This is a genomic window from Phreatobacter sp. GW821-FHT04C01, from assembly GCF_059420385.1.
In genome coordinates this window covers 43,739-62,910 of sequence record NZ_JBWKTP010000011.1, presented here as the reverse complement: position 1 = coordinate 62,910, position 19,172 = coordinate 43,739, and the positions used below count along the sequence as shown (strand labels likewise).

Sequence of the window (19,172 nt, the reverse complement as noted above, 5' to 3'; positions counted from 1 at the left end):
ACGGGAAACACCTTCTTCACCTCTCCCCGGCGGGGAGAGGTCGGCGCGCAGCGCCGGGAGAGGGGGAGTTGTCGCTTCAGAACAATGCAATACGCGCTTCGCTTGGTGACATCTCGTTGCGCGCCTCGCCCCCTCTCCCGACCACTCGCTACGCTCGCGGCCGACCTCTCCCCGCCGGGGAGAGGTGAAGAGGTAGAGGTTCACGCGCCTATCGCGAAGGGGGCGAATTCAGGCGCTCTCGAGAGAACCATTCGCACGCGCCCTGACGTGGCAGGGCACTCGCTTTTTGTATCCTTTTTACAACACTTACAAATTGCCGAGAACCCTACGAACCGTTCACCATTTTCCGCCCCAATCCCGCCACAGCCCCACGCGACGAAATTGCCCTCAGAAGGCTGAAACGCAGCGGCCTTCGTCTCTGTGCATGCGTGGCCTTGTGAGTTCATGACTTTTCAAGCTTCCCGGACGATGGCAGGACAGGTTTTAACGCTTCCAAAGATGGGGGCGGCCATTGCATCTCCATGGGGAGCGAAATGACCACGTTCAAGTTCAACAAGGACAAGCTGCCGAGCCGGCACGTCACCGAAGGCCCGCAGCGCGCGCCGCACCGCTCCTACCTCTATGCGATGGGGCTGTCGCACAAGCAGATCCACCAGCCCTTCGTCGGCGTGGCGACCTGCTGGAACGAGGCCGCGCCCTGCAATATCGCGCTGATGCGCCAGGCCCAGGCGGTCAAGAAGGGCGTCGAATCGGCGCAGGGCACGCCGCGCGAGTTCTGCACCATCACGGTGACCGACGGCATCGCCATGGGCCATGCCGGCATGAAGTCGTCGCTGCCGTCGCGCGAGATCATCGCCGACTCCGTCGAGCTGTCGATGCGCGGCCATTCCTATGACGCGCTGGTCGGCCTCGCCGGCTGCGACAAGTCGCTGCCCGGCATGATGATGGCCATGGTGCGGCTCAACGTTCCCTCGATCTTCATCTATGGCGGCTCGATCCTGCCCGGCGTGTTCCGCGGCCGGCAGGTGACGGTGCAGGACCTGTTCGAGGCGGTCGGCAGGCATTCCACCGGCGAGATGTCGTCGGAGGATCTCGACGAACTCGAGCGCGTCGCCGCGCCGTCGTCGGGCGCTTGCGGCGCGCAGTTCACCGCCAACACCATGGCGACCGTGTCGGAGGCCATCGGCCTGGCGCTGCCCTATTCGGCCGGCGCGCCGGCGCCCTACGATATCCGCGACCAATTCTGCTACACCGCCGGCGAAAAGATCATGGAGCTCCTGGCCAAGGGCATCCGGCCGCGCGACATCGTCACCCGCAAGGCGCTGGAAAATGCCGCCACCGTGGTCGCCGCCTCGGGCGGTTCGACCAATGCGGCGCTGCACCTGCCGGCCATGGCGCACGAATGCGGCATCAAGTTCGACCTGTTCGACGTCGCCGAGATCTTCAAGCGCACGCCTTATGTCGCCGACCTGAAGCCGGGCGGCCGCTACGTCGCCAAGGACATGTTCGAGATCGGCGGCATTCCGCTGCTGATGAAGACCCTGCTCGACAACGGCTTCATGCATGGCGACTGCATGACGGTGACCGGCCGGACCATGGCCGAGAACCTCGCCTCGGTGAAATGGAACCCGGACCAGGACGTGGTCCGCCCGGCCAACAAGCCGATCACCAAGACCGGCGGCGTGGTCGGCCTGAAGGGCAATCTGGCTCCCGACGGCGCGATCGTGAAGGTCGCGGGCATGAAGAAGCAGAAGTTCAAGGGCCCGGCCCGTTGCTTCGACCGCGAGGAAGAATGCTTCGCCGCGGTCACCGCCCGCACCATCAAGGAGGGCGAGGTCCTGGTCATCCGCTACGAAGGGCCGAAGGGCGGCCCGGGCATGCGCGAGATGCTGGCGACCACCGCCGCGCTTTACGGCCAGGGCATGGGCGACAAGGTCGCGCTGATCACCGACGGCCGGTTCTCGGGCGCCACCCGCGGCTTCTGCATCGGCCATGTCGGTCCGGAAGCCCAGGTCGGCGGTCCGATCGCGTTGCTGAAAGACGGCGACATGATTGAAATCGACGCCGTCAAAGGAACGCTCAAAGTTCGCCTTACGGCCGCCGAATTGCGGGCGCGTAAAAAGGAATGGAAAGGCCCGAAGGACACAGAGTTCGGCTCGGGCGCCATCTGGAAATACGCACAGCAGGTCGGTCCTGCAGTTGACGGCGCGGTGACCCATCCGGGCGGCGCCGGGGAAAAGCACGTTTATGCCGATGTCTGAGGCCAGGAAGGTTCGCGCGTTGTTGTTCGCGCTGGCGGTGGCGGCAAGCCCCGCCGGCGTGACGGGCGCGTTTGCCTTCGACGGTCAGCCGACCACCGATCTGCGCTCGCCGCTCGACGCCTTCCGGGCGGGGGCGCGGGCGCTGCGCGATGGCCGGACAGAGGAAGCGGTCTCGTCGCTGCAATATGCGGCGAGCAACGGCCATGCGGCTTCCGCCTGGAAGCTCGGCCGCATGTATATGGATGGCGACGGCGTCGCGCAGAACGATCTCAAGGCGTTCGAGACGTTCCGGCGGATCACCATCGAGCGCGGCGACGAGAATCCGAATTCGCCGGATGCCCGGTTCATCTCGGCCGCCTTCGTCACCATGGGCAATTACTGGCTCGAAGGCATCCCGAACACCTATGTCCGGGCCAATCCGCAACGCGCTTTCGAACTCTATTTCTACGCCGCCTCGACCTTTGGCGACGCCGACGGGCAGTTCCGCCTGGGACGGCTGTTCCTGGAAGGGCAGGGCACCACGCGCGACCCGCGCCAGGCCGCGCGCTGGCTGTCGCTGGCTGCCGGCAAGAGCCACTACAAGGCCCAGGCCGTGCTCGGCCACATGCTGTTCGCCGGCCGCGACGTGCCGCGCCAGGCGCCGCGCGGGCTGATGTTCCTGACGCTCGCCAAGGAAGCGGCCAACGAGAGCGATACCTGGATCACCGAAATGTATGACGAGGCGATGCGTACGGCCTCGGACGACGAGCGCGGCGTGGCGCTGCGCATGGTCGAGGCCTGGCTGAAGACCTCGGCCCGTCGATAGAGGTCGCGATGAGCCTGGTCGAAACCCCGCGTTTCACGCCCCACGCCATCGACCATCCCGCCGAACCGCTGAAGCCGTTGAAGTTCCTGCGCACCCTGGTGCGCAATCCGCTGGAAACCTGGCCGCGGGCACTGTTCGAGGAGCCCGTCGTCTGGCTCGGCCTTGCCGGCCGGCCCGTGCTGTTCGTGATGGACCCGGGCCTGGTCGAAGAGGTTCTGGTGGCGCGCGCGGCGATCTTTCCGAAAGCGCCGATCATCCAGCGAACCATTGGGGCGGCGGTCGGCACCAAGTCGATCTTCACCGCCGAGGGGGCCGACTGGCGCTGGCAGCGCCGCGCCTCGTCGCCGCCGTTCCGCCACGAGAAGATCCTCGGCTTCGTGCCGGCCATGACCATGGCGGCGGAAGCGGCCGTGACGCGCCTCGAGCAGATGATCGCCGGCACGCCGGCGACGGTGGACGTGGCCGAGACCATGATGGCGACGACCTTCGACGTCATCGTCGAGACCATGCTGTCGGGCAAGGGCGGTTTCGACACCGAACGCTTCGGCGCCGAGATCACCCATTATTTCGATACGGTCAGTTGGGTCGCGGCGCTCACCGTGCTGCGCCTGCCGGCCTGGCTGCCTTATCCCGGCAAGCGCCGCGCGCGCGCCGGCAACCGCTTCCTCAAGGCCGAGATGGCGCGGGTCGTCGCCGAGCGGCGTGCCCATCCGGGCGCGACCCCCGATCTCCTCGATTTCATGATCCAGGCGAGCGACCCGGAGACCGGCCGCGCCATGACGGATGCCGAACTCGCCGACAACCTGCTGACCTTCGTGGTCGCCGGCCACGAGACCACCGCGCTGGCGCTGACCTGGGCGCTCTGGCTGACCGCCAACAGCCCAGGCGTCGAACAGCGCCTCATGGACGAGATCGCCGCCGTTGCCGGCGACGAGCCGATCGACGCGGCAGCCGCCGACCGGCTGGTGTTCACCAAGCAGGTGATCCAGGAGGCGATGCGGCTGTTCCCGCCGGCGCCGCTGATCCCGCGCATCGCCACCGAGGATACCGTGCTCGGCACCGAGGTGATCAAGGCGCGCACGCCGGTCTATGTGCCGGTCTATGCCATCCACCGGCACGCGATGCTGTGGAGCAATCCCGACAGTTTCGATCCGGACCGGTTCTCCGCCGAGGCCTCCAAGGGGCGGCCGCGCGGGGCCTATCTGCCGTTCGGCGCCGGGCCGCGCATCTGCATCGGTGCCTCCTTCGCCCAGATCGAGGCGGTGGTGATCTTCGCCACCATTCTCAGGAAGCTCCGCTTCACGCCCGTGCCGGGCCACCGGCCGAAACCGAATACGCGCCTGACGCTGCGCCCCGAGGGGGGCTTGCCCATGACGGTCGCCCGCCGCTGACGGTTGCGGCCACCGGCCGATGTGAGGCAGGCTGGCGCCAAGCGCCGGCGGAGCGCATCAGGAGGCCAGGATGGGTGAGGTCGAGACCAAGGCGAGCGCCTTTTCGGTTGTCCATGCCAGGGATGGCGCGTTCAAGGGCCAGGGCCTCAGGAACTTTTTCGTCTATCGCGACCTCGGCATCAAAGAGGCGACCGGCGGGCGGGTCGGCGCCCATGTCATCAAGGCGGTTCCCGGCGCCCATGCCGGCGGCGACAAGCACACCCACACGCTCGATTTCCAGATGGTCTATGTACTCAAGGGCTGGGTGCGCTTCTGGTATGAAGGTGTCGGCGAGGTGTTGCTGGAGCCGGGCTCCTGCGTGCATCAGCCGCCGGGCATCGTGCACCAGGAGATCGCTCATTCCGACGATCTCGAACTGATCGAGATCACCTTGCCGGCGGAATTCCCGACCCAGGGCGCGTGAGGCGATGGGCGCGGCCAGGCGCGGATCTTCAGATTTCGATTCCGAGTCCGGTTCTGGCCGCAAGCCGTTGTTCGATTTGGCCTTCTTGGCGTGGATCCGAGGGCAGGAGCCTGCCGGCAAACGCTCGACGTCATCCCCGGCCGACTGAGCGAAGCGAAGGAGGGGAAGGGGATCCAGGGGTTGCCGGGCCCTGCCGACAAAGCCGCAAGACCACGGCTGCACATGCGCTGAGGGCGCGGCCTGTTGGCTCCTGGATCCCCTTCCCCTCGCTTCGCTCGGCCGGGGACGACGTGGTGGTTCACGGCGCGAGGACAGGAGGGCGAGGTTGCCGATGAATGGCCTGCGCCCCGACCGCCCCACCACCGCACGCACCCTTATCGCGCCACCGGCGGTGGGGGTGCGGCCGGGGCATGGCCGGCATTGATCGCGATGCGGTGGGCCGTGGTCTCGTCGATCGTCCAGCCACCGCCCAGGGCCTGGAACAGGCTGACCGCCGCCAGGAGTTTCGCGAGCCGGACCTGGGCCAGCGCCGTTTCGGCGGTGAACAGGGTCTGCTGGGTCTGCAGCACGGTGATGAGGTTGACCGTGCCGGCGCGCAGCTGCGTTTCGGCGACCTGGAAGGCGCGCCGCGAATTGGCGACGACATCGGCCTGCAGCCGCTCCTGCAACGTCGTCTGCTGCAGGGCGATGAGGGCCTTGTCGACATCGGCGAAGGCCGAGATCACCGCCTTGCGATAGAGCTGCAGGTTTTGCAGCTGGACGCCCTTGGCCTGTTCCAGCTGGCTCTTCAGCAGATAGCCGTCGAAGATCGGCTGGGTCAGCCCGGCGATCATGCTGTAATACCACGCGCCGGGCGCGAACAATGACGACAATGCGCCGCTCTGATAGCCGGTCTGGCCGGTGAGCTGAATTTGCGGGAAGAAGGACGCGCGCGCGACCTCGACACTGAAATTGGACGAGGCCAGTTGCTCCTCGGCCTGGCGGACATCGGGCCGGTGGTAGAGCAATTGCGACGGCAGGCCCGGCGTCACGCGCGGGATCGCGATCTGGCTCATGCTGCCGCCGCGCACCTGGAGACGCTCCGGGGCGCGTCCGACCAGCACGGCGAGGGCGGCCATGTTCTGCCGAGACGTGACCACGAGCGGTGGAATCGTGGCGCGCTGGATGCCGACCAGCGCCGCCTGCTGCGACACGTCGAGCTGCGACGCGGTTCCCCCCGCGAATTGCAGCTTGATCAGGTTCAGGATGCGCTCGGCGGCGGCCACGTTGCTGCGGGCGATGCGCAACTGATCCTGCGCGGCCAGGATCTGGAAATAGGTGTTGGCGACGGTCGACAGCGCCGTGAGGGTGACGACATCGCGATTATAGCGGGCAACGATGGCGTTTTCCTCGGCCGCGTAGAACGCGGCGCGGTTCTTGCCCCAGAAGTCGACCATGTAGCTGGCGGTGAGGCCGAGGTTGAACTGCGAGAATGTCTGGGGGCCGAAGCCCGACGTGGCCGCGCTGCGTGCGCGCTCGGCGCTGCCGTTGCCGGTCAGCGAGGGAAACAGCGGGGCCCGCGACACCCCCGCCTGCGCGTCGGCCTGGACGATCTGGGCCATGGCGACCGCGATGTCGTAATTGCCGCTCGGCGCCAGTTCCATCAGCCTGGTCAATTCGGCCGAGCGAAAGCCGCGCCACCAGGTCTCCGACGGTGGCGCGGGCGGACCGGGCGTCCGGGGCGCTTCGCGGTACCGGTCGGGAATGTCGAGGGTCGGGTCAGGGCGCTCCGTGCCCAGCATGCAGCCGGACAGGGCGACACCGGCAAGCAGCAGGCAGGCGGTGGATGCCATGCGAAACCCGGCGCTGCCGGCAACGTCGCCAGAACTCCGCTTCGACGCAATGTCACTCATTGCATGCTCCGGCGCGTTGCAGGCTGTCCTCGTCCCGATGCCCGACATCCGAGAGAATCGTAGTGCCGTCGAGGCTAGCCTGGGCGCGCCGGGGGCGTCAGAGGGCGGCCGCACGGGCCGTGGGTTGTCCCCATCTTCCTGCGGCGAGGCGCCGCGGGCGGCCCATTCCACGTGTCATGGACCATGCGGGCCGGGGCCTGGCACCGAGCCGCGGAGCGAACCGGCCGGCTATTCGCCCGGGCGCAGCCCGGGATCGGTGCGCGCCGGTGCCGCGCCGCCGGCGGTTCTCAGGCCGCGGCACCAGAGGCGGAACCGCTCGACATAGATATAGATCACCGGCGTCGTGTAGAGCGTCAGCATCTGGCTGAGGATCAGGCCGCCGACGATCGAGATGCCGAGCGGCCGGCGCAGCTCGCTGCCTTCGCCGAGGCCAATGGCGAGCGGCAGCGCGCCGAGCAGGGCCGCCATGGTCGTCATCATGATCGGCCTGAAGCGCAGCAGGCCGGCCTCGTAGATCGCATCGAGCGCCGACAGCCCGCGCGTGCGCTGCGCATCGAGGGCGAAATCGATCATCATGATGGCGTTCTTCTTGACGATGCCGATCAGCAGGATCACCCCGATCAGCGCCATGATGCTGAATTCGGTGCCGAACGCCATCAGCGCCAGCAGCGCGCCGACGCCGGCGGAGGGGAGGGTCGACAGGATCGTCAGCGGGTGAAAGGTGCTCTCGTAGAGCATGCCGAGGACGATATAGATCGTCACCAGCGCCGCGAGGATCAGATAGGGCTGGTTGCCGAGCGAGTCCTGGAACACCCGCGCCGTACCCTGGAAGCTGCCGTGAATGGTTGCCGGCACGCCGATCCGGTTCATGGTCGCGTCGATCACCGCCACCGCCGTGCCGAGCGAGGTATCCGGCGCGAGATTGAATGTGATCGTATTCGCGGCGAGCAGGCCCTGGTGATTGACGGCGAGCGGCGTCGCGCCCTGGGTGAAATGGGCGACGGCCGAGAGCGGGATCATCGTCTCCTGGCCGGTGCTCACCGCGGTGCCGGTCGACACCGCGCCATGGCCGGTGGCGCCGATCGAATTGGTCGCGAGATTGCGCGCGGCATCGGCCGCGACGCTGTTGACCGAGCTCGCCTGGCCCGCCGCGCTGACCGTGCCGGCGACCGCATTGGTCGCCGCCGAGCCGCCGACGGACCCGCCCGAGGTGCTGATATAGACGTCGTTCAGCGTCGCCGGATTCTGCCAGTAGCGCGGCGCGACCTCCATGATCACGTGATACTGGTTGCGCGCGACATAGATGGTCGAGACCTGGCGCTGGCCGAAGGCGTCGTAGAGCGTGTTGTCGATCTGGCTGACCGTGATGCCGAGGCGCGCGGCGGCGTCGCGGTCGATGACCAGGTTGGATTCGAGGCCCTTGTTCTGCTGGTCGCTGTTGACGTCGGTCAGGCCGGGCGCGGTCTGCAGCGCGGCCAGGATCTTCGGCGTCCACGCGTTGAGTTCCTCCAGGGTCGCGCCCTGCAGGGTATATTGATATTGCGCGTTGCTGGCGCGGCCGCCGGCGCGGATGTCCTGGACCGCCTGGAGGAAGAGGGTCGCGCCCGGCACCACGGCCAGGTCCCGCCTCAGGCGGGCGATGACGCGGTCGGCGGAGATCTTGCGCTCGGCGAGCGCGCGCAGCGACACGAAGACGAAGCCGGAATTGGTCTGGCCGCCACCGGTGAAGCCGACCACGGTCTCGACCGCCGGGTCGGCTTTGACGATCGAGACGAACTGATTGAGCTTCTGCTGCATCAGCTGGAACGAGATGCTCTGGTCGGCCTGGATCGAGCCGACCAGCCGGCCGGTATCCTGCTGGGGAAAAAAGCCCTTGGGGATGACGTCGTAGAGGTAGAAATTGAGGCCGAGCACGGCGAGCAGGATCAGCATGACCGAGCGCGGATGGCTGAGCGCGACGATCAGGCTGCGCCGGTAGCCGGCCAGCATCCGCTCGAAGAAGCCCTCGCTCGCCCGATAGAGCCATCCCGGCGGCCGCTCGCCCTTGGCGCGCAGCAGCACGGCGCACATCATCGGCGTGGTTGCCAGCGAAACCGCCAGCGAGATCAGGATGGCGACCGAGATGGTCACGGCGAATTCGCGGAACAGCCGGCCGACAATGCCGCCCATCAGCAGGATGGGAATGAAGACCGCGATGAGCGAGACGCTCATCGACAGCACGGTGAAGCCGACCTCCTGGGCGCCCTGCAGCGCCGCCTGGATCGGCGACAGGCCACCCTCGATATGGCGCGTGATGTTCTCCAGCACCACGATGGCATCGTCGACGACGAAGCCGGTCGCCACGGTGAGCGCCATGAGCGACAGATTGTCGAGACTGTAGCCCATGAGATACATGGCCGCGAACGTCGCGATCAGCGAGACCGACACCGCCACCACAGGGATCAGCGTGGCGCGGCCGTTGCGCAGGAATGCGAAGACCACGATGATCACCAGCAGGATAGCGATGAGCAAGGTCACCTCGACGTCGCGCAGCGACGTCCGGATGGTGGTCGAGCGATCGACCGCCACCGCGATGTCGATGGCCGGCGATACCGAAGCCCGCAGTTGGGGCAGCAGCGCCTTGACCCGGTCGACGGTGCCGATGATGTTGGCGCCGGGCTGCCGGTAGAGCACGATCAGGACCGCCGGCTTGCCATTGGCGAGGCCGGCATTGCGCAGGTTCTCCACCGAATCGGTGACGGTGCCGACATCCGACAGGCGCACCACCGCGCCGTTGCGATAGGCGACGACCAGCGACTGGTATTGCGCGGCCCTGTCGGCCTGGTCGTTGGCATAGATCTGATAGCGCCGGTCGGCGACGTCGATGCCGCCCTTGGGGCTATGGGCATTGGCACTGGCGATCGCCGCGCGCACGTCCTCCAGGCCGATGCCATATTTGTACAGCGCCTGCGGAATGAGCTCGACCCTGACCGCCGGCAGCGAGCTGCCGCCGACCACGACTTCGCCGATGCCCTGGACCTGCGACAGCTTCTGCGCCAGCACGGTGGAAGCCGCGTCATACATCGGCCCGCGCAGCAGCGTGTCGGAGGTCAGGGTCAGGATCATGATCGGCGCGTCGGCCGGATTGACCTTGCGATAGGTCGGGTTGGACCTGAGGCTGGTCGGCAGGTCGGCGCGCGCCGCGTTGATCGCCGCCTGGACGTCGCGGGCGGCGCCGTCGATGTTGCGGTTCAGGCCGAATTGCAGGGTGATGCGGGTCGATCCGACCGTGCTCGACGAGGTCATCTCGGTGACATCGGCGATCTGGCCGAGATGACGCTCGAGCGGGCTGGCGACCGTTGTCGCCACGTCCTGCGGACTGCCGCCGGGCAAGGTCGCCTGGACCGAGATGGTCGGAAAATCGACCTCCGGCAGGGGCGAGACCGGCAGTTGGAAAAACGCCACGACGCCGGCGGCCGCGAGCCCGAAGGTCAGCAGCGTGGTGGCGACCGGACGGCGAATGAAGATGCTGGAGAGGCTCATGGGTCCATTCGGTTCATCGTTCCATGCGACGCAGGTCTCGGTGCGTTTCCGCGCGCTTCAGTTGGGGTCCTGGACCTGGCCGAGGCTCGCCGGACGACCGGCGAAGCGCACGGCCAGGCGGTCGAACCAGAGATAGATGACCGGGGTGGTGAACAGCGTCAGCAGCTGGCTGAGCAGCAGGCCGCCGACGATGGAGATGCCGAGCGGATGCCTGAGCTCCGAGCCGGCGCCGGTGCCGAGCATCAGGGGCAAGGCGCCCAGCACGGCGGCCATGGTGGTCATCAGGATCGGCCGGAAGCGCAGCAGGCAGGCCTGGTGGATCGCCTCGCGCGGCGACTTGCCCTCGTTGCGTTCGGCATCGAGGGCGAAGTCGATCATCATGATGGCGTTCTTCTTGACGATGCCGATCAGCAGGATGATGCCGATGATCGCGACGATGGTCAGGTCCTGGCCGGCGGCCATCAGCGCCAGCAGCGCGCCGATACCGGCCGAGGGCAAGGTCGAGAGGATGGTCAGCGGGTGGATGAAGCTCTCATAGAGCACGCCCAGCACGATATAGACGGTGACGATGGCGGCCAGGATCAGGAAGGCCTGGTTGGCGAGCGAGGACTGGAAGGCGAGCGCGGCGCCCTGGAAGCTGGTGATGATGCTCGGCGGCAGGGCGAGCTCGGCCTGCGCCTGCCTGATCGCGGTCACGGCCCCGCCGAGCGCGGCGCCGGGCGCCAGGTTGAACGATATGGTGGTCGCCGGAAACTGCCCGAGATGGGTCACCTGCAGCGGCGCGACGCCCTCCCTGATCTTGGCCATGACCGAGAGCGGCACCGGCGTGCCGCCGACGGATGAGGGCAGGTAGATCCAGGACAGCGTCTGCAAGGAGGTTTGCAGCACGGGATCGGCCTCGAGAATGACCCGGTACTGGTTGGAATTGGTGAAGATGGTCGAGACGATGCGCTGGCCGAAGGAATCGTAGAGCGCGTTGTCGATGGTCGCGGGCGTGATGCCGAAACGGGCCGCCTGGTCGCGGTCGATATCGACGAAGACGGCAAGGCCCTGGGCGGCGATGTCGCTGGTGACATCGGTGAGTTCCGGCAGCGTGCGCAGCTTGTCGACCAGCCGCGGCGTCCATTCGGCGAGTTGCGCGGCATCGGCGTCCTGCAGCGAGAACTGGTATTGCGTGCGGCTGACGGTGCCCTCGACGGTGAGGTCCTGCACCGGCTGCATGTAGAGGGTGGTGCCGGGCAGGCCGGCGGTCCGGTCCTTGAGGCGCTGCATGACGGTCGCGATATCGGAGCCACGCTGGTCGTGGGGCTTGAGATTGATCAGGATCCGGCCGTTGTTGAGCGTGGTGTTGGTGCCGTCGACGCCGATGAACGAGGACAGGCTCTCGACGTCGGGATCCTCGAGAATGGTGCCGGCGAGCTCCTGCTGGCGCGCCGCCATGGCGGCGTAGGAGACCGATTGCGGCGCCTCCGAGATCGCCTGGATGACGCCGGTGTCCTGCAAGGGGAAGAAGCCCTTGGGAATGACGACATAGAGATAGCCGGTCAGCGCGAAGGTGCCGAGCGCGATGAACAGCACGAAGGTCTGGCGGTCGAGCACCCAGTTGAGCATGCGGCCGTAGCCCGCGATCAGCCGGTCGAAACCCACCCGGCTCAGCCGCTGCAGCAGGTTCTCGCGGGCCTCGGTCGCCGGCCTGAGCAGCTTGGCGCAGGCCATCGGCACCAGGGTCAGCGACACCACGCCGGAGATCAGGATGGTGACCGAGAGCGTGATGGCGAATTCGCGGAACAGCCGGCCGACCACGTCGCCCATGAACAGCAGCGGGATCAGCACGGCGATCAGCGACACCGTCAGCGAAATGATGGTGAAGCCGATCTGTTCGGAGCCGCGCAGGGCGGCCTGGAGCGGCGTTTCGCCCTCTTCGATGTAGCGCGAGATGTTCTCGATCACGACGATGGCGTCGTCGACCACGAAGCCGGTGGCGATGGTCAGCGCCATCAGCGAGAGATTGTTGAGGCTGAAGCCGAACAGGTACATGGCGCCGAGCGTGCCGACCAGCGACAGCGGCACGGAGAGGCTCGGGATCAGGGTCGCCCGCGCGCTGCGCAGGAAGACGAAGATCACCAGCACGACCAGGATGACGGCGAGCGTGAGCTCATATTCCACGTCGCGCACCGAGGCGCGGATGGTCACGGTGCGGTCGGTCAGCACGGTCACGTCGATGGCACTCGGCAGCGAGGCCTGCAATTGCGGCAGTAGCGCCTTGATGCCGTCGACGACCGAAATGACATTGGCGCCGGGCTGCCGTTGAATGTTCAGGATGATCGCAGGCACCTTGTTCATCCAGGCGCCGAGCTTGTCGTTCTGGGCGCCGTCGACGACGTCGCCGACATCGCTGAGCCGGATCGGCGCGCCGTTGCGATAGGCCACGATCAGCGACCGGTAGCCGCTGGCATCGCGGATCTGGTCATTGGCGTTGATCGTCGAGGCCCGCATCGGCCCGTCGAAATTGCCCTTGGGCGTGTTGATATTGGCATTGCCCAGCGTGGTGCGCAGGTCGTCGATATTCAGGCCATAGGCGGCGAGCTTGCGGATGTCGGCGCGGATGCGCACCGCCGGCCGCTGGCCGCCGCTGATGCTGACCAGCCCGACGCCGGGAAGCTGGGAGATCTTCTGCGCCAGGCGGATGTCGACGACATCCTCGACCTGGGTCAGCGGCATGGTTTCCGAGGTGATGCCGAGCGTCAGGATCGGCGCGTCCGCCGGGTTCACCTTGGCGTAGATCGGCGGCGCCGGCAGATCGGTGGGCAAGAGGTTGCCGGCGGCATTGATGGCGGCCTGCACCTCCTGCTCGGCGACGTCGAGGGAAATGGCGAGGCCGAACTGCAAGGTGATGACCGAGGCGCCGGCGGAACTGACCGAGCTCATCTGGCTGAGATTCGGCATCTGGCCGAACTGCACCTCCAGGGGCGCGGTCACCGAGGAGGTCATCACGTCGGGGCTGGCGCCGGGATAGAAGGTCTGGACCTGGATGGTCGGATAGTCGACCTCCGGCAGGGCTGCGACCGGCAGGAAGCGGAAGGCGAGGATGCCGGACAGCATGATCGCCGCCATCAGCAGCGTCGTCGCCACCGGTCTGAGGATGAAGGGCCGTGAGGGGCTCATGATCTCGCCCGCCTATGTCTGGCCGCCTTGCGGACGCCGCCCCGTGCGACCGGGAGTAGGAGTGGGAGTGGCGGCCGGAGCGCCGGTTTCGGTGCGAATGTCGATCCTGGCGCCGTCGCGCAGCTTGTCGGCGCCGTCGATGACGACGCGGTCACCGGCGGCGAGACCGGCGCGGACCTCGACCCGTTCGCCCTCGGTCACGCCGAGCTCGACCTTGCGGACCGAGACGGTGCTGTCGGCATTGACGAGATAGACGAAGGTGCCGGGCACGCCACGCTGGACGGCGGCGGTCGGCATCACCACGACGTCCTTGCGCGTGTCGAGCAGCAGCCGGACATTGACGAACTGGTTGGGATAGAGCGTGCGCGCCTCGTTGGCGAACAGCGCCCTGAGCTTGATCGTTCCGGTCGTCGGGTCGATCTGGCTGTCGAAGGTCTGCAGCGCGCCATCGGCGATCCTGGTCGCGCCGCTGCGGTCGAGAGCGCTGGCGGGCAAGGTGGCGCCGGCCCGCATCCGCGCCGAGATGGCCTGCAGGTTGTCCTCGGGCAAGGTGAACAGGACGCTGATCGGCTGCAGCTGGGTGATCACCACGATGCCGTTGGCATCGCCCGGGGTCACGTAATTGCCCTCGTCGACCTGGCGCAGGCCGACCCGGCCATCCGCCGGCGAGACGATGCGGCAATAGATCAGGTTGACCTCGGCAGCCCGGACCAGGGCACGGTCGGCCAGCACCGTCCCCTCGTCCTGGGCGACGAGGGCGACCTGGGTGTCGAGCGTCTGGCGCTGCACGGCGTTCTGCGCCGCCAGGCCGCGATAGCGGGCGAGATCGACCTGGGCGCCCTTGAGCAGCGCCTCGTCGCGGGCCAGCTGGCCTCTCGCCTGGGCGAGCGCCGCTTCATAAGGGCGTGCGTCGATCTCGGCGAGCAGGTCGCCCTTCTTGACGTCCTGCCCTTCCTTGAAGGCGATGTGGATCAATTGCCCGTTGATCTGCGTCCTGATGGTGATGGTCGCCAGCGAGGTGACGGTGCCCAGCGCATTGAGGTTGATGCCGATATCGCCGGTGCCGACCACCGCCGGGACGATCGACACGGTCGCGGCATTGCGGCCGGCGCCCGGCGGCCGGCCCGTGCTGTCCGGGCGCGCCCACCAGACGATGCCGGCCAGGATCAGCAGAAGCAGCAGCGACAGATAGGGAAAGCGCAGGCGCGACCTTCGCTTCGCGGTCTGCGGAACCTCGACGGGAGGCGCCGCCTTCGGGGGCTTTACTGGCTGGTTCATGGTCGCGCCACCAAAGAGGCAATGTTCGCGCCGGCACTGCACTGACCGAAATCCTCTTGACGCATGCGGTGCCCCGGGAGATCGGGTGGCGGCGTCGAGGAGACCATTCAAAACATAAGACAAAAAGGGCCGTTTCCAAGGCGAACAGCCTTCCTCTGGGGCCGCCATGGGCGCCGGCGGCGGCGCGTCCGCTGGCCGAGAAGGGGCCGGCCGCCCGGCAGGCGAGGCTCGCGCCGGCGCCGGTCGCGCGACGATGCCGGGAACCGGAAAACTCTCTGTCGATGTTGATTTTAAAAGGATAATTGTCCGGCGCCGCGCGTGTTCCGGCCCCGTTCCATCGCCGTGCGCGGGTAACTGCGGCTATCCCGTTCGCGCTGGATTGGGCGTGTCTTGGCCTGGTTGGCCTATAGGTTTCCCGATGTTTCCATCAAGCACATTCTTGTGTTCGACTTTGCGCGTTCTTGTGTTCCATTACGGCTGACGCTGGGTTGAGCGGAGGAGGGGACTCGAAATCAGCCAATGGGCACGATGTATGGATGGTCTATGCGCTCCAGGGCGGAGCGCCTGTCCTCCGGGGAGGCCGGCGAAGCGTTGCCGCGGTTCGGCCGCGCAGCATCGCGCGACGGGAGATTGTCCATTCCGGCGGTTCCGAGCCAGGGTGCGTGGGGCGAGGGGCCGTCATGCACGGATCCTCAGGTTTTGATTCTGAGTCCGGGTCGGACTGGAAGTCGTTGTGGTTTCGGGCGATTTGAGTACGGAGCCGGCCAGCGGGCTGCCGGCATACGCTCTACGTCATCCTCGGCCGGGGGTGACGTAGAGGTTCACATGCGAGAGCAGCTACGTCGCAACAGCTGCGGCAGCCACACTCCTAAAGCTTCAGTTCGCACCAGACCGGCACGTGGTCGCTCGGCTTCTCGAAGGCGCGGACATGTTTGTCGATGCCAGCGGTGACCAGCCGGTCGGCGGCCAGCGGCGACAGCATGAGATGGTCGATGCGGATGCCGTTGTTCCGCTGCCAGGCGCCGGCCTGGTAATCCCAGAACGAATAGAGCCCGGGCGAGGTGTCGCAGGCGCGGATGGCATCTGTGAAGCCGAGCGCCGCGAGTTCGCGCAGCTTGCCGCGGCTTTCCGGCTGGAACAGCGCGTCATTGACCCAGTCCTTGGGGTTCCTGGCGTCTTCCGGCATGGGAATGACGTTGTAGTCGCCGCAGAGCACGAAGGCCTCTTCGAGCTCCAGCCGGTTGCGGGCATGGGCGATCAGCCGGTTCATCCAGGCGATCTTGTAGGGGAATTTCTCGGTGCCGAGCGGGTTGCCGTTGGGCAGGTAGATCGAGCCGACGCGCAGGGCGCCGCTCGGCGTCGAGATCACCGCCTCGATGTAGCGCGACTGTTCGTCGCCGTCGTCGCCGGGCAGGCGCGGCGTGACGTCCTCCAGCGGATGTTTCGACAGGATGGCGACGCCGTTATAGGTCTTCTGGCCGTGCACCGCGACATTATAGCCGGCGGCCTCGAAGGGCTCGCGCGGGAAAGCCTCGTCGACGCATTTCAATTCCTGCAGGCAGACGATGTCGGGATCGCGCTCCCTGAGCCAGGTCAGCGTGTTTTCGACGCGAATCTTGATGGAATTGACGTTCCACGTGGCGATGATCATGGCGGGCTCGCGATTCTGATGATGCCAGTCTAGCCGGAACCTGAAATAAGGTCGCGGTCGCGTGCAACCGCGGGCTGGAGATGATCATGTGGATCGATGACGAGGCAACGCTGACCGCCCTCTACGGCGAGCCGGGCGAGGCCTCGATCCTCAAGGAAGTGCCGCGCCTGACGCCCGAATACCGCGCCATCATCGTCGCCTCGCCGTTCTGCGTGCTGGCGACGGCCGGTGCCGAGGGGCTCGATGCGACGCCGCGCGGCGACGCGCCGGGGTTCGTCGACGTGATCGACGACAAGACCCTGGTCATGCCGGACCGGCGCGGCAACAACCGCGTCGACAGCCTGAAGAACGTGGTGCGCGACCCGCGTGTCGGGCTGCTGTTCATGGTGCCGGGCGTCAACGACACGCTGCGGCTCAATGGCCGGGCCCGGATCTCGGTCGATCCGGAGCTGCTCGCGCGTTATGCGGTCGACGGCAAGGCACCGCGCAGCGCGCTGGTGATCACGATCGACACGGTGTTTTTCCAGTGTTCGCGGGCGCTGCACCGGTCGAAGCTGTGGGATCCCGGCCAGCACCGGGCGCGCGGCGAATTGCCGAGCGCCGGGCAAATGCTGAAGGGCGCCTACGAGCCGTTCGACGGCCAGGACTACGACAAGGGCCTGGCCGAGCGGCAGAAGGCGACGCTGTACTGAGCGGCGCTAAGGCTCAGGTTCGCCCGCATCTCGCACATCTGCGTTTTTCAGCAGCTATGCGGCATCTTTCCATCTTTCGAGGCTTGCGCCGGAACCACTGCCCACGCCTCTCCCCGGCGGGGAGAGGTCGACCGCGAGTGTAGCGAGCGGTCGGGAGAGGGGGCCAGGCGCTCGACGAGATGTCACCATGCGAAACGCGTAAAGCCTTGTTCTGAAGCTACAAATCCCCCTCTCCCGGCGCTACGCGCCGACCTCTCCCCGCCGGGGAGAGGTCAGGAGTGGTGCTTCCCGCGCGAAATCGCGAGGGGCGATGTCTTCAGGCTCACCTGAAAGATGCCTACGGGCGCTGGCGCGCCGTCCCTCGCCTCAAACCGAGAAGCTGGTGCCGCAGCCGCAATTGGCGGTCGCATTGGGGTTCTGCAGCTTGAACGCCGAGCCGATGAGATCGTCGACCCAGTCGAGCTCGGTGCCGGCCATGTAGGGCAGGGAGATTTCGTCGACCAGCACGGTGGCGCCGGCCTTTTCGATGACCAGGTCGTCGTCGTTGCGGGCGGTGGTGAAATCGAACTTGTACTGGAAGCCCGAGCAGCCGCCTCCCTCAACCGAGATGCGCAGCATCGAGCCGGGAGGTTCGGTAACGAGGATCTTGGCGATGCGCTGGGCGGCGCGTTCCGTGACGGTGACGGTATCGGACATCAATGTCTCCCCGGTTCAAGGCCGGAAACACAGGCGTTGAAATTCGGCTACGTCTTGCGAGGCCGCTGTCCAATAGGTATGTGCGACCAAGGCCCTGGTCAATGTCGCAGGGCGTGGTGAAGAGGCAGGTCATGGCGGTCGCGAGTTATTTTTACCCGCCGCTCGCCCCCTATGCCAGCGACGCGCGCGCCAGCCGGGGCCGGCTGATCGACGAGCCGGCGTCGCCGACGCGCACCGAATTCCACCGGGATCGCGACCGCATCATCCACACGACGGCGTTTCGCCGGCTGAAGCACAAGACCCAGGTCTTCGTCGCCCCGGAAGGCGACCACTATCGCACCCGGCTGACCCATACGATCGAGGTGGCGCAGATCGCCCGCTCGCTCGCCCGCGCGCTCGGCCTCGACGAGGACCTGGCCGAGACGCTGGCGCTCGCCCATGACCTCGGCCACACGCCGTTCGGCCATACCGGCGAGGACGCGCTCGACGACGTCATGCGCCCCTATGGCGGTTTCGACCACAATGCCCAGTCGCTCAGGATCGTCACGCGGCTGGAACGGCGCTATGCCGCCTTCGACGGGCTGAACCTGTGCTGGGAGACGCTCGAGGGGCTGGTCAAGCATAACGGCCCGCTGCTCGAAGCCGCCGGTGCGCCGGTCGCCCGCTATCGCGACCGCGGCGTGCCGGTGGCCCTGCTCGAATATGACGCGCTGCAGCCGCTCGACCTTGCCAGCCACGCCAGCGCCGAGGCCCAGGCAGCGGCCATTTCCGACGATATCGCCTATGACGCCGCCGATATCGACGACGGGCTGCGCGCCGGGCTGTTCACGCTCGACGACCTCGGCTCGGAGGTTCCGCTCGCCGGCCGGTTCCTCGAAGAGATCCGCCAGCGTTATCCGACCCTGGAAAAATCCCGCGAGATCAACGAACTGACGCGCCGGGTGATCACCCGGCTGGTCGAGGATGTGATCACCGAGGCGACCCGGGCGATCGCCGAGGTCAAACCCGAAAGCGTCGACGACATCAGGCAGTGCGGCCGCACGCTGGTGCAGTTCTCGGGGCCGATCCAGGCCTATGACCGCGGCATCAAGGATTTCCTGTTCAAGAGCGTCTATCGGCACGCGCGTGTCGTGCCGATCCGGCACGAGGCGGGATTGGTGGTGCGCGACCTGTTCACCGCCTTTTTCGACCATCCGGTCGCCATGCCGCCGGTCTGGTCGGCGGGCCTGGAGACGGTCGACGCGGCCAAGCGGGCGCGCCGCGTCGCCGACTATATTGCCGGCATGACCGATCATTATGCGCTCGACGAACACCGGCGCCTGTTTGCTCACACTCCCGATCTACGCTAGACGCAGC

General features: G+C 66.9%; 12 protein-coding genes. 6 read left to right on the top strand and 6 right to left on the bottom strand.

Annotation, left to right across the window (positions count from 1 at the left end; genetic code table 11):
* Positions 1–533 precede the first annotated feature (533 nt).
* The 4 genes from ilvD to AC07WJ_RS30840 all read left to right on the top strand — a co-directional run bounded on the left by ilvD (position 534) and on the right by AC07WJ_RS30840 (position 4,920).
* Positions 534–2,261 (top strand): dihydroxy-acid dehydratase, encoded by a 1,728-nt coding sequence (ilvD, locus tag AC07WJ_RS30855; protein WP_494938553.1) that lies wholly within the window; start codon positions 534–536, stop codon positions 2,259–2,261.
* A 19-nt stretch (positions 2,262–2,280) separates the two neighbouring features.
* On the top strand, positions 2,281–3,066 hold the full coding sequence (locus AC07WJ_RS30850; protein WP_494938552.1) for a tetratricopeptide repeat protein: 786 nt from the start codon (positions 2,281–2,283) through the stop codon (positions 3,064–3,066).
* Between the two features lie 8 nt (positions 3,067–3,074).
* The gene (locus tag AC07WJ_RS30845) at positions 3,075–4,457 is read left to right on the top strand and encodes a cytochrome P450 (protein ID WP_494938551.1); all 1,383 of its coding nucleotides are present in this window, start codon (positions 3,075–3,077) and stop codon (positions 4,455–4,457) included.
* Positions 4,458–4,527: 70 nt separating this feature from the next.
* On the top strand, positions 4,528–4,920 hold the full coding sequence (locus AC07WJ_RS30840; protein WP_494938550.1) for a cupin domain-containing protein: 393 nt from the start codon (positions 4,528–4,530) through the stop codon (positions 4,918–4,920).
* Between the two features lie 374 nt (positions 4,921–5,294).
* Here the strand turns inward: AC07WJ_RS30840 and AC07WJ_RS30835 are convergent, their stop codons facing one another.
* The 5 genes from AC07WJ_RS30835 to xth all read right to left on the bottom strand — a co-directional run bounded on the left by AC07WJ_RS30835 (position 5,295) and on the right by xth (position 16,428).
* Positions 5,295–6,812, bottom strand: a complete 1,518-nt coding sequence (locus AC07WJ_RS30835) for an efflux transporter outer membrane subunit (RefSeq protein WP_494938549.1) — start codon at positions 6,810–6,812, stop codon at positions 5,295–5,297.
* A gap of 228 nt (positions 6,813–7,040) precedes the next feature.
* Entirely contained in the window at positions 7,041–10,334 is a 3,294-nt protein-coding gene (locus AC07WJ_RS30830) for an efflux RND transporter permease subunit (RefSeq protein ID WP_494938548.1), read from the bottom strand.
* Positions 10,335–10,391: 57 nt separating this feature from the next.
* Positions 10,392–13,499 (bottom strand): MdtB/MuxB family multidrug efflux RND transporter permease subunit, encoded by a 3,108-nt coding sequence (locus AC07WJ_RS30825; protein WP_494938547.1) that lies wholly within the window; start codon positions 13,497–13,499, stop codon positions 10,392–10,394.
* Between the two features lie 12 nt (positions 13,500–13,511).
* Positions 13,512–14,777: an MdtA/MuxA family multidrug efflux RND transporter periplasmic adaptor subunit gene (locus AC07WJ_RS30820; protein WP_494938546.1), complete on the bottom strand. Its 1,266-nt coding sequence runs from the start codon at positions 14,775–14,777 to the stop codon at positions 13,512–13,514.
* Positions 14,778–15,645: 868 nt separating this feature from the next.
* Positions 15,646–16,428: an exodeoxyribonuclease III gene (gene xth / locus AC07WJ_RS30815; protein ID WP_494938545.1), complete on the bottom strand. Its 783-nt coding sequence runs from the start codon at positions 16,426–16,428 to the stop codon at positions 15,646–15,648.
* An 86-nt stretch (positions 16,429–16,514) separates the two neighbouring features.
* Between xth and AC07WJ_RS30810 the strand changes: the two genes are divergently transcribed.
* The gene (locus AC07WJ_RS30810) at positions 16,515–17,120 is read left to right on the top strand and encodes a pyridoxamine 5'-phosphate oxidase family protein (RefSeq protein WP_494938544.1); all 606 of its coding nucleotides are present in this window, start codon (positions 16,515–16,517) and stop codon (positions 17,118–17,120) included.
* A gap of 366 nt (positions 17,121–17,486) precedes the next feature.
* On the opposite strand, the gene erpA is transcribed toward AC07WJ_RS30810, so the two are convergent.
* Positions 17,487–17,816, bottom strand: coding sequence for an iron-sulfur cluster insertion protein ErpA (gene erpA / locus AC07WJ_RS30805; protein WP_494938543.1), 330 nt, complete (start codon positions 17,814–17,816; stop codon positions 17,487–17,489).
* A 131-nt stretch (positions 17,817–17,947) separates the two neighbouring features.
* On the opposite strand from erpA, the gene AC07WJ_RS30800 reads away from it, so the two are divergent.
* Positions 17,948–19,165 carry a deoxyguanosinetriphosphate triphosphohydrolase gene (locus tag AC07WJ_RS30800; protein ID WP_494938542.1) on the top strand — a complete coding sequence of 406 codons (1,218 nt, stop codon included), beginning with the start codon at positions 17,948–17,950 and terminating at the stop codon, positions 19,163–19,165.
* The last annotated feature ends 7 nt before the right edge of the window (positions 19,166–19,172 follow it).

Bases quoted from the DNA above. Each gene is read 5' to 3' on its own strand.
- ilvD (WP_494938553.1), top strand. From the start codon at position 534: ATGACCACGTTCAAGTTCAACAAGGACAAGCTGCCGAGCCGGCACGTC.
- AC07WJ_RS30845 (WP_494938551.1), top strand. From the start codon at position 3,075: ATGAGCCTGGTCGAAACCCCGCGTTTCACGCCCCACGCCATCGACCAT.
- AC07WJ_RS30840 (WP_494938550.1), top strand. From the start codon at position 4,528: ATGGGTGAGGTCGAGACCAAGGCGAGCGCCTTTTCGGTTGTCCATGCC.
- AC07WJ_RS30835 (WP_494938549.1), bottom strand. From the start codon at position 6,812: ATGAGTGACATTGCGTCGAAGCGGAGTTCTGGCGACGTTGCCGGCAGC.
- AC07WJ_RS30830 (WP_494938548.1), bottom strand. From the start codon at position 10,334: ATGAGCCTCTCCAGCATCTTCATTCGCCGTCCGGTCGCCACCACGCTG.
- AC07WJ_RS30825 (WP_494938547.1), bottom strand. From the start codon at position 13,499: ATGAGCCCCTCACGGCCCTTCATCCTCAGACCGGTGGCGACGACGCTG.
- AC07WJ_RS30820 (WP_494938546.1), bottom strand. From the start codon at position 14,777: ATGAACCAGCCAGTAAAGCCCCCGAAGGCGGCGCCTCCCGTCGAGGTT.
- xth (WP_494938545.1), bottom strand. From the start codon at position 16,428: ATGATCATCGCCACGTGGAACGTCAATTCCATCAAGATTCGCGTCGAA.
- AC07WJ_RS30810 (WP_494938544.1), top strand. From the start codon at position 16,515: ATGTGGATCGATGACGAGGCAACGCTGACCGCCCTCTACGGCGAGCCG.
- erpA (WP_494938543.1), bottom strand. From the start codon at position 17,816: ATGTCCGATACCGTCACCGTCACGGAACGCGCCGCCCAGCGCATCGCC.
- AC07WJ_RS30800 (WP_494938542.1), top strand. From the start codon at position 17,948: ATGGCGGTCGCGAGTTATTTTTACCCGCCGCTCGCCCCCTATGCCAGC.